Origin of the sequence: Variovorax sp. KK3 (assembly GCF_001984055.1) — a bacterium.
Classification (GTDB): domain Bacteria; phylum Pseudomonadota; class Gammaproteobacteria; order Burkholderiales; family Burkholderiaceae_C; genus Variovorax.
In genome coordinates, this window is the sequence record NZ_LYVO01000005.1 from 25,426 (window position 1) to 39,017 (window position 13,592).

General features: G+C 66.6%; 10 protein-coding genes. 1 reads left to right on the forward strand and 9 read right to left on the reverse strand.

All coding sequences use genetic code 11. The annotated features are described in order from the left end of the window. Positions 1-2: 2 nt before the first annotated feature. The 8 genes from B0W80_RS03790 to B0W80_RS03825 form a co-directional block, all read right to left on the reverse strand. A complete protein-coding gene (locus tag B0W80_RS03790) occupies positions 3-2,105 on the reverse strand; it encodes a 3-hydroxyacyl-CoA dehydrogenase NAD-binding domain-containing protein (RefSeq protein WP_076997784.1) in 2,103 nt (700 codons plus the stop codon). A gap of 185 nt (positions 2,106-2,290) precedes the next feature. Beyond that, positions 2,291-2,986: an ABC transporter ATP-binding protein gene (locus B0W80_RS03795; protein ID WP_076997785.1), complete on the reverse strand. Its 696-nt coding sequence runs from the start codon at positions 2,984-2,986 to the stop codon at positions 2,291-2,293. Between the two features lie 21 nt (positions 2,987-3,007). Continuing rightward, complete coding sequence (locus B0W80_RS03800) at positions 3,008-3,781, reverse strand: ABC transporter ATP-binding protein (RefSeq protein ID WP_076997786.1); 774 nt, start codon at positions 3,779-3,781, stop codon at positions 3,008-3,010. Next, positions 3,778-5,148 carry a branched-chain amino acid ABC transporter permease gene (locus tag B0W80_RS03805; RefSeq protein ID WP_256856483.1) on the reverse strand — a complete coding sequence of 457 codons (1,371 nt, stop codon included), beginning with the start codon at positions 5,146-5,148 and terminating at the stop codon, positions 3,778-3,780. Before B0W80_RS03805 ends, B0W80_RS03800 begins: the two co-directional genes overlap by 4 nt. Beyond that, positions 5,144-6,097: a branched-chain amino acid ABC transporter permease gene (locus B0W80_RS03810; RefSeq protein WP_076997787.1), complete on the reverse strand. Its 954-nt coding sequence runs from the start codon at positions 6,095-6,097 to the stop codon at positions 5,144-5,146. Before B0W80_RS03810 ends, B0W80_RS03805 begins: the two co-directional genes overlap by 5 nt. Positions 6,098-6,184: 87 nt before the next feature. Continuing rightward, on the reverse strand, positions 6,185-7,423 hold the full coding sequence (locus B0W80_RS03815; protein ID WP_076997788.1) for a branched-chain amino acid ABC transporter substrate-binding protein: 1,239 nt from the start codon (positions 7,421-7,423) through the stop codon (positions 6,185-6,187). A gap of 172 nt (positions 7,424-7,595) precedes the next feature. Next, positions 7,596-9,242 (reverse strand): 3-(methylthio)propionyl-CoA ligase, encoded by a 1,647-nt coding sequence (locus B0W80_RS03820; protein WP_076997789.1) that lies wholly within the window; start codon positions 9,240-9,242, stop codon positions 7,596-7,598. 114 nt (positions 9,243-9,356) lie between these two features. Next, on the reverse strand, positions 9,357-11,033 hold the full coding sequence (locus B0W80_RS03825) for a carboxylesterase/lipase family protein (protein WP_076997790.1): 1,677 nt from the start codon (positions 11,031-11,033) through the stop codon (positions 9,357-9,359). A gap of 129 nt (positions 11,034-11,162) precedes the next feature. Here B0W80_RS03825 and B0W80_RS03830 point away from each other — a divergent pair, with 129 nt between their 5' ends. Next, on the forward strand, positions 11,163-12,269 hold the full coding sequence (locus B0W80_RS03830) for an AraC family transcriptional regulator (protein ID WP_373038154.1): 1,107 nt from the start codon (positions 11,163-11,165) through the stop codon (positions 12,267-12,269). A 16-nt stretch (positions 12,270-12,285) separates the two neighbouring features. Here B0W80_RS03830 and B0W80_RS03835 read toward each other — a convergent pair whose 3' ends face one another. Then, complete coding sequence (locus B0W80_RS03835; protein WP_076997792.1) at positions 12,286-13,587, reverse strand: UDP-N-acetylglucosamine 1-carboxyvinyltransferase; 1,302 nt, start codon at positions 13,585-13,587, stop codon at positions 12,286-12,288. Between the last annotated feature and the right edge of the window lie 5 nt (positions 13,588-13,592).

A 13,592-nucleotide genomic window follows, 5' to 3' on the forward strand; every position in this document is an offset into this window, starting at 1 on the left:
CTTCAGCCGAACTGCTTGCCGTCGGCCACCAGCTTCTGGATCAGCGGCGCGGGCTGCCAGAACGACGCGTCGTCGCGCGGGTTCTTGGCGAAGCGCTTCATGGCCTCGGCCACGTTGTACAGGCCGACCTGGTTGGCGTAATGCATGGGGCCGCCGCGCCAGATCGGGAAACCGTAGCCGGTGAGGTACACCATGTCGATGTCGCCCGACTTCGAGGCGATGCCGTCCTCGAGGATGTGCGCACCTTCGTTGACCAGCGCATAGACCAGGCGCTGCACGATCTCGTCGTCGGAGATCTTGCGCGGCGTGATGCCCAGTTCCTTGCGGTGCTCCTCGATCATCTTGTCGACCAGCGCCGACGGAATCGCGTCGCGCTTGCCGGCCTTGTAGTCGTACCACCCTGCCCCGGTCTTCTGGCCGAAGCGGCCCAGCTCGCAGAGCTTGTCGGCCGTGCGGCTGTACTTCATGTCGGGGAAGTCGACCGAGCGGCGCTTGCGAATCGCCCAGCCGATGTCGTTGCCGGCCAGGTCGCCCATGCGGAACGGGCCCATGGCGAAGCCGAACTTCTCGACGGCCTTGTCGACCTGCTGCGGCGTGGCGCCTTCGTCCAGCAGAAAGCCGGCCTGGCGCGAGTACTGCTCGATCATGCGGTTGCCGATGAAGCCGTCGCACACGCCCGAGACCACGGCCGTCTTCTTGATCTTCTTGGCCACGCTCATCACGGTGGCCAGCACGTCCTTGCCGGTCTTGGCGCCGCGCACCACTTCGAGCAGCTTCATCACGTTGGCCGGGCTGAAGAAGTGCATGCCGATCACGTCTTGCGGACGCTTGGTGAAGGCTGCGATCTTGTCGACGTCGAGCGTGGACGTGTTGGAGGCCAGGATGGCGCCGGGCTTGGCGACACGGTCCAGCTCGCCGAACACCTTTTCCTTGACGCCCAGCTCTTCGAAGACGGCCTCGATGATCAGGTCGGCATCCTTCAGGTCGTCGTAGGACAGCGTCGTCTTCAGCAGCGACATGCGCTGGTCGTACTTGTCGGCCTTGAGCTTGCCCTTCTTGACCTGCGCCTCGTAGTTCTTGCGGATGGTCGCCACACCGCGGTCGAGCGCTTCCTGCTTCGTCTCGAGGATGGTGACCGGGATGCCTGCGTTCAGGAAGTTCATGCTGATGCCGCCACCCATGGTGCCGGCGCCGATCACGCCCACCGTCTTGATGGTGCGCTGGGGCGTGTCGTCGGCCACGTCGGGAATGCGCGAGGCGGCGCGCTCGGCCATGAACAGGTGGCGCAGCGCGACCGATTCGGGCGTGAACATCAGGTTGGTGAAGTGGCGGCGCTCCTCGGCCATGCCGTCGTCGAACTTGCGCTTGGTCGCGGCCTCGGCCGCGTCGACGCACTTGAGGGGCGCCGGGTAGTTCTTCGACATGGCGCCGACGGTGTTGCGCGCGAACTGGAAGTAGGCGTCGCCTTGCGGATGCTTGCACGGCAGGTTGCGCACCAGCGGCAGGTCGCCGCCCTTGGCGGCCACCGACTTGGCGAACTCCACGGCCTCGTCGAACAGCGACTCGGGCGATGCCGCGAGCTTGTCGAACAGCTTCTGGCCCGGCAGCGAGGCGAGCAGTTCGCTCTTGACCGGCTCGCCGCTCACGATCATGTTGAGCGCGGTTTCGACGCCCAGCACGCGCGGCAGTCGCTGCGTGCCGCCGGCGCCGGGAATGAGGCCCAGCTTGACTTCGGGCAGCGCGACGCTGGTGCCGGGTGCGGCCACGCGGTAGTGGCAGCCCAGGGCCAGTTCGAGGCCGCCGCCCATGCAGACCGAATGAATGGCCGCGACGATCGGCTTGGTGGAATGCTCGAGCGCCAGGATCACGCTCAGCAGGTTCGGGTCTTGAATGGCCTTGGGTGTGCCGAACTCCTTGATGTCGGCACCGCCCGAAAACGCCTTGCCGGCGCCGGTGAGCACGATAGCCTTGACGGCGGCATCGTCCAGCGCCTTCGACAGGCCTTCCGTGATGCCGACGCGGGTCGCGTATCCGAGTCCGTTGACCGGGGGATTCGCCAGGGTGATCACGGCGACATCGCCGAGCACTTTGTATTCAGCCGTCATGCTGCGTTCCTTTGGGATGGGAGAGGATCGAAAAGCGGATTCGGGGGTTCGAGTCGGAGCATGCACCTTGCGCTGCTGCACCGCATCTAAAAAGCACGGACGTTCTTTTTTCGGAAGATTCTAGGCCTTTGAAGCGACCTCGCAATGAAGCCCAGTCGCTGGCGAGACATTCACCGCGCGAGCGGTCAGACCTCGAGCCACTCCTTGCGGGTGGTGGCGTCGGCGCGCAGGCTGTCGGGCGTGCCGTCGAACACGATGCTGCCGTGGCCCATGACGAGCGCGCGGTCGGAGATCTGCATGGCGATGGTGAGCTTCTGCTCGATCAGCAGCACCGAGATGCCCTTGTCCTTGAGCGTGCGCAGGTACTGCCCCACCAGCTCGACGATCTTCGGCGCCAGGCCTTCGGTCGGCTCGTCGATGATGATCAGGTCGGGGTCGCCCATGAGCGTGCGGCACAGCGTCAGCATCTGCTGTTCACCGCCCGAGAGCACGCCGGCTTCGGTGTGCTGGCGCTCCTTGAGGCGCGGGAACATGCCGTACATGTCGTCGAAGGACCAGCGGCTGCCTTTGCCGCTGCCCTTCTGCCCGAGGAGCAGGTTCTGGTGCACGGTGAGCTTGGGGAAGATGTCGCGGTTCTCGGGCACGTAGCCGATGCCCAGGTGCGCGATCTCGTAGGCCTTGCGGCGCAGGATGTCCTGGCCCTTCCAGTGCAGGCCTCCCTCGGCATGCACCAGGCCCATGATGGCCTTGGCAGTGGTGGAGCGGCCCGAGCCGTTGCGGCCCAGCAGCGCGACGATTTCGCCGGCGTTGACGCCGAACGAAACGCCGTGCAGCACGTGGCTCTTGCCGTAATAGGCGTGAATGTCTTCGAGCTTCAGCATGTGTGTCTACCTGCTCCTGCCTCAGTGACCAGCGCCCTGTGCGTCGGCGACCGACGAGCCGAGGTACGCCTCCTGCACGCGCGCGTTGGCGCGCACCGCGGCCGGCGTGTCGAAGGCGATGACCTCGCCGTACACCACCACCGCGATCTTGTCGGCCAGGCCGAAGACCACGCCCATGTCGTGCTCGACGGTCAGCAGGGTCTTGCCGATGGTGACGTGCTTGATCAGTGCGATGAAGTGCGAGGTCTCGGTCTTGCTCATGCCGGCCGTTGGCTCGTCGAGCAGGATGACGCTGGCACCGCCGGCGATGGTGATGCCGATCTCCAGCGCGCGCTGCTCGGCGTAGGTCAGATTGACGGCCAGCACGTCGCGCTTCTTCTCCAGGCCCACCTGGCGCACCAGTTCTTCGGCGCGCTCGTTGGCATCGTCGAGCTTCGACAGGAAGCGCAGGAAGCTGTAGCGGTAGCCCAGGCTCCACAGGACCCCGCAGCGCAGGTTCTCGAAGACGCTGAGCTTGGGGAAGATGTTGGTGATCTGGAAGCTGCGCGACAGGCCCAGCCGGTTGACCTCGTACGGCTTCATGCCGTCGATGCGCTGGCCGTGCAGCCGCACTTCGCCGCTGGTGGGTGTGAGGCGGCCGCTGATCAGGTTGAACAGCGTGGACTTGCCCGCGCCGTTCGGGCCGATGATGGCGACACGGTCGCCCGCCGCCACCGCGAGGTCGACGCCGCGGATGATTTCGGTCTTGCCGAAGTTCTTGCGGAGATCCTTGAGCTCCAGGGCATACGTCGTCATGCCATCTCCCTCCGCTTGATCTCGGCTTCGATCTCTTCCTGTGCCTTGCCCCAGACCTTGACGAAGCGCCGGCGGATGACCTCGACGGCGGCCAGGCCGATCAGCAGCAAGGCGGCCGCGCCGGCCCAGCTCGCGACGGTGGAGGTGTCGAGCGCCACGCCGAAGAAGTTGAGCCTGGGCCCGAGCGCCGAGTTGAGCTGGATGTGATAGATCATCTCGATCACGGCCGCCGCACCGACAATCAACGGAATCGCAGCCAGCGCGAAGGCGCCATACAGGCCCCAGAAGCGGTTGAACTTGCCGAACTTCGCCACCCGCAGGTTCATCATGATCAGGCTGGCGATGCCGCCGGGCGCGAACATCACCATGAACACGAAGACCAGGCCGAAGTAGAGCTGCCAGGCCTTCGACAGCTCCGACAGCAGCACCGACGCGAACACCAGCAGCACCGCGCCGATGATCGGCCCGAAGAAGAAGGTGGCGCCGCCCAAGAAGGTGAAGAGCAGGTAGCCGCCCGAGCGGATCGCGTTCAGGCTGTCGGCCGCGTTGACGATCTCGAAGTTGATCGCCGCCAGGCCGCCGCCCACGCCGGCGAAGAAGCCCGCGATGATGAAGGCGAAGTAGCGCACCCGCTGCGTGTTGTAGCCGATGAACTCCACGCGCTCGGGGTTGTCGCGCACCGCGTTGAGGATGCGGCCCAGCGGCGTGCCGGTGAAGGCGTACATCAGCGCCGTGCAGACGAAGCAGTAGACCGCGATCAGGTAGTACACCTGCAGCTGCGAGCCGAAGTTGAAGCCCAGGAAGCTGCCGTACACGCGGTCGGTGGTCACCCCGCCCTCGCCGCCGAAGAAGGTCGGGAACATCAGCGACATGGCCGCCACCAGCTCGCCGATGCCCAGCGTGATCATCGCGAAGGTGGTGCCCGACTTCTTGGTCGTGACGAAGCCGAACAGGATGGCGAAGAACATGCCCGCCAGGCCGCCCACCACGGGAATGAGCACCAGCGGGATTGGCCAGCCGCCCTTGCCCGCCAGGTTCATCGCATGAATGGCGAGGAACGAGCCCAGTCCGGTGTAGACCGCGTGACCGAAGCTCAGCATGCCGCCCTGGCCGAGCAGGATGTTGTAGCTCAGGCAGATGATGATCAGGTAGCCGATCTGCGAGGCCATGGTCAGCGCCAGGCTGCTGCGGAAGATGTGCGGCGCCAGGATCAGCGCCAGTGCGAACAGCGTCCAGATCAGGTAGCGGCCGATGTTCCAGGGCTTGAAGCGGTAGTACTGCTTCGGGCCCGAGGTGGCTGCATGCTCGGCGCCGGTCGCGGTTGGCGCCTGCGTCAGGCTGTCGTGGGTCGTGCTCATGTTCTCAATCCTCCCGTGTGCCGAGCAGGCCCTTGGGTCTGAAGATCAGGATCAGCACCAGGAACAGATAAGGCAGGATGGGCGCCACCTGCGAAATGGTGAGCCGCAACAGCTCCCAGCCGAAGGTCTGCTCGCTCACGGCCACGCCGATCGCCTGCAGGCCCGATGCCAGCGAATGGTCCATGGCCACCGCGAAGGTCTGGATGATCCCGATCAGCAGCGACGCCAGGAAGGCGCCCGCCAGCGAGCCCATGCCGCCGACCACCACCACCACGAAAATGATGGAGCCGACCGAGGCTGCCATGGCCGGTTCGGTGACGTAGGTGTTGCCGCCCACCACGCCGGCCAACCCGGCCAGGGCCGCACCGCCGCCGAACACCAGCATGAAGACGCGCGGCACGTTGTGGCCCAGCGACTCCACCATCTCGGGGTGCTTGAGCGCCGCCTGGATGACCAGCCCGATGCGGGTGCGCGTGAGCACCAGCCAGACCGACAGCAGCATCAGCAGCGCCACCAGCATGATGAAGGAGCGCGACTTCGGGAACTGCGTGCCGTAAAGCGTGAAGAGCGGCCCCTGCAACTGTGGCGGCAAGCCGTAGGGCACGGTCGACCGGCCCCATACGAGCTGCACCAGTTCGAGGATGAGGTACGAAAGCCCGAAGGTCACCAGCAATTCCGGCACGTGGCCGAACTTGTGCACGCGCCGAAGGCTGAAGCGTTCGAAGCAGGCGCCCAGCGCACCCACCAGCAGCGGCGCGAGAAACAGGGCCGGCCAGAAGCCGACGATGCCCGAGAGCGTGTAGGCCACGTAGGCCCCGAGCATGTAGAAGCTGGCATGCGCGAAGTTGAGCACGCCCATCATGCTGAAGATCAGCGTCAGGCCCGAGCTCAGCATGAACAGCAGCAGGCCGTAACTCACGCCGTTGAGCAGTGAGATGACGAAGAATTCGAGGTTCATCGTTCCTGGAGGGTTCGTGCGGAAATGAAAAAGGCCCGAGTGTTGAAGTCGGGCCTCGACCGGTTTGGCTGTCGCGGTCCTAAGCCATCAGGGGCTGGGCCGCTTCATCTGGCACGAGGTCGGCGTGCTGGCCACATAGGGCTCGTAGTACTTGACCGGCACGAAGGTGTAGCCGGTCTTCTCTGCATCGACCTTGTTCTTGCCTTCGGCCTTGGCCCACTGCGCGATGTACAGGCCTTGTTGCAACTGGTGGTCGGTCTTGCGCATTTCGACCTCGCCGTTGAAGCTCTTGAACTTCATGCCTTCGAGCGTCGCGGCCACCTTCACCGGGTCGGTCGACTTGGCCCTGACGAAGGCTTCGCTGAGCATCGCGAACGCGGTGTAGGCCGAGTTGGTGTACAGGTCTTCGTTGAACTTCTTGTTGAACTCTTCGGCCAGGCGCTGCATGTCGCCGCCCATGTTGTAGTGGCCGTAGCCCACCTGGTACACCTTGCCTGCCGAGGCCGCGCCCATGGCGGTCGGCGTGCCGCTCACGGTGCCGTAGTAGGTGTAGAACTTGACGTTGTTCAGGCCCGCGTCGTTGGCGGCCTTGATCATCAGGGCCAGGTCGGAACCCCAGTTGCCGGTGATGACGGTGTCGGCGCCGGAGGCCTTGATCTTCGCGACGTAGGGTGCGAAGTCGCGCACCTGGGCCAGCGGGTGCAGGTCTTCGCCCACGATCTGCACGTCGGGCCGCTTGCGCGCGAGGTTTTCCTTGGCGAACTTCGCGACCTGCTGGCCGTGCGAGTAGTTCTGGTTGAGCAGGTACACCTTCTTGACGTCGGGCTGGTCCTTCATGAAGGTGGTCAGCGCTTCCATCTTCATCGAAGTGTCGGCGTCGAGGCGGAAGTGCCAGTAGCTGCACTTGCTGTTGGTCAGGTCGGGGTCGACCGCGGCGTAGTTGAGGTACAGCACTTCCTTGCCCGGGTTGCGCGCGTTGTTCTTCTCGAGCGCATCGATGATGGCCAATGCGGCGCCGGAGCCGTTGCCCTGCAGCACGTAGCGGGCGCCCTGGTCTTGTGCGGAGCGCAGCGCGTTGGTGGTTTCCTGCGGGCTCAACTTGTTGTCGATGCCGATGATCTCGAACTTCACGCCGGCCGCGTTCTTCTTGTTGAATTCCTCGGCCAGGAACTGGTAGGTCTTGAGCTGGTTCGTGCCCACCGCGGCCATCAGGCCCGACAGCGGATCGAGCCATGCGATCTTGACCGTCTCGCCTTTCTGGGCCATGGCACCGGTGGCGACGGCGGCGAGGATTGCCGCGCTGGCGAGTTTGAGAGCGAACTTCATTTGTGTCTCCTGGTCATGCTGCAATGCGAGATGAGGTTACTGTTGTTTGCACCCCTGCCCGTCAGGGAATGCCCGTAAGACGCCCGACTCAACGGGCCTTTCTATCACTCAGGCGACAGGCGGCACCGGGGTGGTGCTACCCGCCGGTAGGATCGGCGCGCGTCGAAGTGCTTCAGCACTCCGGCAGCTTGTAGTCGCGCAGCTGCTCCCGCAGCCGCGTCTTGAGGATCTTGCCGGTCGCGCCCAGCGGAATCGCCTCGACGAAGACCACGTCGTCGGGCACCTGCCACTTGGCCACCGTCTTGTTGCCGTAGAAGGCCAGCAGCTCGTCGCGGGTGACCTCGGCGCCGGGCTTCTTCACCACGATCACGATCGGCCGCTCGTCCCATTTTGGATGCGCCACGCCGATGCAGGCGGCCATGGCCACCGCCGGGTGCGCTACCGCGATGTTCTCGATGTCGATCGAGCTGATCCATTCGCCGCCGGACTTGATCACGTCCTTGCTGCGGTCGGTGATCTGCAGGAAGCCGTCGGCGTCGATGGTGGCGACGTCGCCTGTGGGGAACCAGCCGCGGCCCTGGGCGTCGGGCACCAGCGGATCGCCGCCCTCGCCCTTGAAGTATTCGGCGACCACCCACGGGCCCTTGACCAGCAGGTCGCCCGAGGCCTGGCCGTTCCAGGGCAGTTCGTGGCCGTCACCGTCGACGATCTTCATGTCGACGCCGAAGATGGCACGGCCCTGCTTCAGGCGCAGCGCGGTCTGCTGCGCCGGCGGCAGCGCCAGGTGCTTGTTCTTGAGCGTGCAGAGCGTGCCCAGCGGCGACATCTCGGTCATGCCCCAGGCATGCAGCACGTCGACTTTGTACTTCTGCTGGAAGGCGTCGATCATGGCCGGCGGGCAGGCCGAGCCGCCGATGACGGTGCGGTTCAGCGTCGAGAACTTGAGATCCTGAGACTGCATGTGGCCCAGCAGCATCTGCCAGACCGTCGGCACGCCAGCGGCGAAGGTGACGTGCTCGCTTTCGATCAGGTCGTACACCGACTTGCCGTCGAGCGCGGGGCCGGGAAAGACCAGCTTGCAACCGGTGAGCGCGGCCGAGTACGGAATGCCCCAGGCGTTGACGTGGAACATCGGCACCACCGGCAGCACCGAGTCGCGTGCCGACAGGTCCATCACGTCGGGCAGCGCCGCAGCGTAGGCGTGCAGCAGCGTGGAGCGATGGCTGTAGAGCGCGGCCTTGGGGTTGCCCGTGGTGCCGCTCGTGTAGCACATGCTCGAGGCCGAGTTCTCGTCGAAGCGCGGCCAGTCGTAGCGGTCGGACAGCTTGCCCATCCAGGTCTCGTAGCTGACCAGGTTCGGGATGCCGCTGTCGGCGGGCAGCTTGTCGGCGTCGCACAGCGCGATCCACTTGCGTACCGTCGGGCACTTGGCATGCACCGCCTGCACCAGCGGCAGGAAGCTCAGGTCGAAGCAGAGGATCTGGTCTTCGGCATGGTTGGCGATCCAGGCGATCTGGTCGGGGTGCAGCCGTGGGTTGATGGTGTGCAGCACGCGGCCGCTGCCGCTCACGCCGTAGTAGAGCTCGAGGTGGCGGTAGCCGTTCCAGGCCAGCGTGGCGATCCGGTCGCTGAAGAGCAACTGCTCGTTGTCCAGCGCGTTGGCCACCTGTCGCGCACGTGACGCGATGGTGCGCCAGTCGCTGCGGTGAATGTCGCCCTCGACGCGCCGCGACACGATCTCGCCGTCGCCGTTGTGGCGCTCGGCGAACTCGATCAGCGACGAGATCAACAACGGCTGGTCCTGCATCAAACCCAACATCAATCGACTCCTTGTTCAGGTGGATGGGCCGCGGCGTTCGCGCGGCCCGTACAACCGAGATTCACTCAAGCTTCAACGGGTTTCACAATGACGCAAACCCGCAGTCCGCCGCGTTCAGCCCGCCGGCGTGTGTGCGGCGATGCGCGCGGCGTCGGGCGTGGCGTCGAACACCATGCGCGCCGGCCAGGGCGGCCATGGGATTCCGAGCGCCGTATCGTTCGGATCGCCGTTGCGAAGAAAGGCGGCGATGCCGGCCATCATGGCGGCCGACAGCGCCAGCCGACCGGGCTCGTTGGCCCGGCTGTTGGCGGCGTTGGCGAACACCGAGGGGCCGAAGTTTCCGAAGACGAAAGGCAGGTCGAAGGCATGCGCGGCGCCGTAGACCTCGTTCCACGGGGGCGGCTCCTGCGACCAGTCGAACTGGTAGTGCCACAGGTTCGGCTGCTGCGATTTCAGGGTGTCGAGCAGGTTGTCGCGGCTTGCGGCCATGAAGCGCTGGGTGAGCAGATCGGTCCGCGCGTCGTATCCCGTGTCTGGCGTGCCTACCGGCAGGTAGGAGGCGTCGAGGATGTCGGCCGTCGCAAGCGAGGCCGGCGCATCGGGGTCGAAACCTTGCATCAGCGTGAAGCGCGTGGCGTCGTCGATGCGGATGCCCGGCTTGCCGCCCAAGAGCGTGAGGAAGGGTGCGAACAGCTTGCCTTCGTCGCGTGTCATGCCCGTGAGCGTCGGCACCCTGGCGTAACGACCGGCCGCGATGGCGGCGATCGGGTCCTGCGGCACCACGGTGCCGTCCGGGATCGGGCCGGAGCCGGTCAGGCCCTTGGCCAGCACGGTCGACAAGATCGTGCGGGCGTCCTGGGCGCGAAGGTAGTCGCCCACCTGGGCATCGGACTGGGCCGCCACGTGGCGCTCGGCGGCCGGCAGGTCGGCCGCGGTGCCGTCGGCCACCAGCAGATGCAGCAGCAGCGCCTTGCCCTGCGCCTGGTAGGCCGAGGCCGGCAGCAGCGTCGGCAGGCTGCCGGCCGGCAGGTTGCTGGCCAGCGAAATGCCGCCGCTCAGCGGCACGGCCTTGTGGAAGAGCCCCTGCGCCAGCGGCGAGACCAGCAACGCCAGCAGGTTGATGGCGCCGGCGGACTGGCCCATGAGCGTGACGTTGCCGGCATCGCCGCCGAAGGCTTCGATGTCGTTCTTCACCCAGCGCAGCGCCGCCAGGATGTCCAGCAGCGCGAAGTTGCCGGAGTCCTCGCCCGAGGCGGCGCCGGTGCGGAGCTGCGGCATGTCGAGAAAGCCGAGAACGCCCAGCCGATAGTTGGCCGTGACCACCACCGCGTTGGCCGCACGGGCCAGGTGTGCGCCGTCGTAGACCGGGTCGGCCGTGTAGCCCGAGATGTTGCTGCCGCCGTGGATGAAGAACAGCACCGGCAAGCCCTGCTCCGTGGATGCGGGACGCCAGACGTTGAGCGTCAGGCAGTCCTCGCTGCCCACCGGGGTGTTGAGCGTGCTGGCGATGGTGGCGTCGTAGCGGTTGTTGGCGCCGGGGCCGTAGAGGCGGCCGATCTGCAGGCAGGCGTGCCCGAAGGCCGTGGCCTGCCGAACGCCGGACCAGGGCTCGGGCGGCATCGGTGCGCGCCAGCGCAGCGGGCCGACCGGCGGCTTCGCGAAGGGAACGCCCTTCCAGCTCCAGGTGTGCGCGCCGGCGCCGTCGTCCGCGCCGGCAAGGCTGCCGGCCGAGGTCCGGCGGACCAGGGCGCCATCGGCCGGGCCGTGCGCGTTCGCGTCGTCTGCTGGCATTGCCTGTCTCCACGCCGGGTTAATCGGAATTCCTGCATCGGCGCAACCTGTCCATACTGCAAGGCGCCGACACCGCCGGAATTCTAGAAACCCCTGTCCGTTTTCAGTTATCGCAAGCGTGCCAAATCAATGACTTCAGGAGCCATCGCCACCATTTCAGCGCGTCAACCTTCGGGCCGGACCGACGCAGCCTGCCCGCCGGCCAGGCGCAGCAGCTCCGCCGCCTGGATGGAAGGCGTGATGGCGATGTTCGAGGCGGAAGGGCTGAACGTGCCCGCGCTGTTGCGCGATGCGGGGCTCGATCCCGCATCGCTGCATCGGCAGCATGCCCGCTTTGCGGTGGACGAGGTCACGCTGTTGTGGCAGTTGGCCGTGGCACGCGCGGGCCGGCCCACGCTGGGCCTGAACCGCGACCTGGCGGCCACGTGCAGCCGGCTGGGCACGGTCGGCCACGCCTTGAGCTGCAGCCCGGACTTGCGCACCGGCCTGGGCAGCCTGACGCGCTACATGCCGGTCATTTCCGATGCCACGGCCTTCTCGATGACGGCCGACCCGCGCGGCAGTTGGGTGGCACTGGCCTATGTGGGCGGCAGCCTGCCGGTGCCGCGCCAGCGCGTCGAATTCGCGATGCTGACCATCTTCACCCTCTGCCAGTGGCTCACGCGCCGCGATTTCAATCCGCTGGGCGTGGAGTTCGTCCATCCCGCGCCGGTCGACGTGCACCTGTACCGCGAGGCCTTCGGTTGCGAGGTTCGCTTCGGCGCAATCGCCAATCGCATGCTGCTATCGAAGGCCGACCTGGACACGCGCATCCCCACCCGCCACGAGGCGCTGGGCGCGATGCACACGCGGATGCTGGAAGACGAGCTCGACCTGCTGGGCCAGACCTCCGTCAGCCACCAGGTCTGCGCCGAGATCGCGCGCCGGCTTCAGCAGGGCGAACCCAGGCGGCAGGACGTGGCCGCCGGCCTGGGCCTTGCCGAGCGGACCCTGCAGCGCAGGCTGCAGGAAGAGTCGGTGTCGTACCAGGCCCTGCTCGACCGCACCCGCAGCGAGCTGGCCCGCCAGTACCTGGCCGAGCCGCGCCTCTCGCTGCAGGACGTGGCCGACCTGCTGGGCTTCGTCGATGCGAGCAATTTCTTCCGCGCCTGCAAGCGCTGGTTCGGCCTGCCGCCCGCGCAGTACCGGGCGCAGTTGTCGCGCGACTTGGAAACGCCGGCGATGCTGGCAAGCTGAGCGCCCCGGGGCTTTCCTACTCTTCCTGTGTCCACTCCACGCGCACGCCCAGGCTGCGCAGGTTTTCCACGAAGCGCGGGTGGGCGCGCCGGATCGGCGCCGCATTGCGGATTTCCGAGCGTCCCTCGATGCTGGCCGCCACCATGAAGAGCGCGATCGCGACGCGGATGATGTAGGGACTCTCGACCACGGCCGGCGCCAGCGGGCCGCCGCCGAAGGTGATGAGCCGGTGCGGGTCGGACGAGAACACGTGGGCGCCGAACTTCGACAACTCGCCCGTCCAGCCCAGCGCGCCGTCGTACACCTTGTTCCAGAACATCGCGTTGCCCTCGGCCCGCACGCCGAGCGCGATGAAGATCGGCAGCAGGTCCACCGGCACGTAGGGCCAGGGTGCGGCCTCGACCTTGGTCAGCACGTTGCTCGTGAAAGGGGCCTGCACCTTGAGCGGGCCGCCGCGGCGGGCCTGCGACCAGCCGTCGCTGTGGACGATCTGCACGCCGAACTTGGCGAAGGTGCGGTCGATCAGCGGAAACTGCTCGGGCGCGCTGTTGCGCACCAGCACGTCGCCGCCGGTGATGGCGCCGAGCGCCAGGAAGGTGGCGATCTCGTGGAAGTCTTCGTCGAAGCGGAATTCGCCGCCCTTGAGCGGGCCGCCGCCATGCACCGTGAGCCTGGACGTGCCCATGCCTTCGATGCCGACGCCCATCATCGCCATGAAGCGGCAGAACTCCTGCACGTGCGGCTCGGAGGCCGCATTGGTCAGCGTCGAAGTGCCCGGCGCCGCGGCGGCGCAGAGCACGAAGTTCTCGGTGGTGGTGACGGAGGCGTAGTCGAGCCAATGGTCGACCGGGCGAAGCTTGTCCGCGAGGCGAACCAGCAGCGAGCCCGCGGTGCGCTCGACCTGGCCGCCGAAATGGCGAAGCACCTCGACGTGCGGATCGATCTCGCGCACGCCCAGGGTGCAGCCCTTGACGTTGTCTTCGAGCCGCGCCACGCCGAAGCGCGCCAGGAGCGGCGGCACCAGCATGATCGACGAGCGCATCTCTTCCGGCAGTCGGTGGCGTGCGGCGTCGAACACGGTGTCGCGGTGGTGCAGGTCGAGCGTGCCGCTCTCGCGGTCGAGCCGTACTTCGCTGCCCAGGGCCTGGAAGATCTCGAGGATCTTGCGCACGTCGGTGATGTCGGGCACGCCGTGCAGCCGAAGCGGCTCGCGGGTCAGCAGGGTGGCGCACAGCACGGGCAGCACCGCGTTCTTGTTCGCCGAAGGGGTGACGCGGCCGCGCAGCGGGGTACCGCCGTGGACGATGAGACTGGACATGGGGG

Coding starts and splice junctions, on each gene's coding strand:
- B0W80_RS03790 (WP_076997784.1), bottom strand. CDS start 2,105: ATGACGGCTGAATACAAAGTGCTCGGCGATGTCGCCGTGATCACCCTG.
- B0W80_RS03795 (WP_076997785.1), bottom strand. CDS start 2,986: ATGCTGAAGCTCGAAGACATTCACGCCTATTACGGCAAGAGCCACGTG.
- B0W80_RS03800 (WP_076997786.1), bottom strand. CDS start 3,781: ATGACGACGTATGCCCTGGAGCTCAAGGATCTCCGCAAGAACTTCGGC.
- B0W80_RS03810 (WP_076997787.1), bottom strand. CDS start 6,097: ATGAACCTCGAATTCTTCGTCATCTCACTGCTCAACGGCGTGAGTTAC.
- B0W80_RS03815 (WP_076997788.1), bottom strand. CDS start 7,423: ATGAAGTTCGCTCTCAAACTCGCCAGCGCGGCAATCCTCGCCGCCGTC.
- B0W80_RS03820 (WP_076997789.1), bottom strand. CDS start 9,242: ATGTTGGGTTTGATGCAGGACCAGCCGTTGTTGATCTCGTCGCTGATC.
- B0W80_RS03825 (WP_076997790.1), bottom strand. CDS start 11,033: ATGCCAGCAGACGACGCGAACGCGCACGGCCCGGCCGATGGCGCCCTG.
- B0W80_RS03830 (WP_373038154.1), top strand. CDS start 11,163: ATGACTTCAGGAGCCATCGCCACCATTTCAGCGCGTCAACCTTCGGGC.
- B0W80_RS03835 (WP_076997792.1), bottom strand. CDS start 13,587: ATGTCCAGTCTCATCGTCCACGGCGGTACCCCGCTGCGCGGCCGCGTC.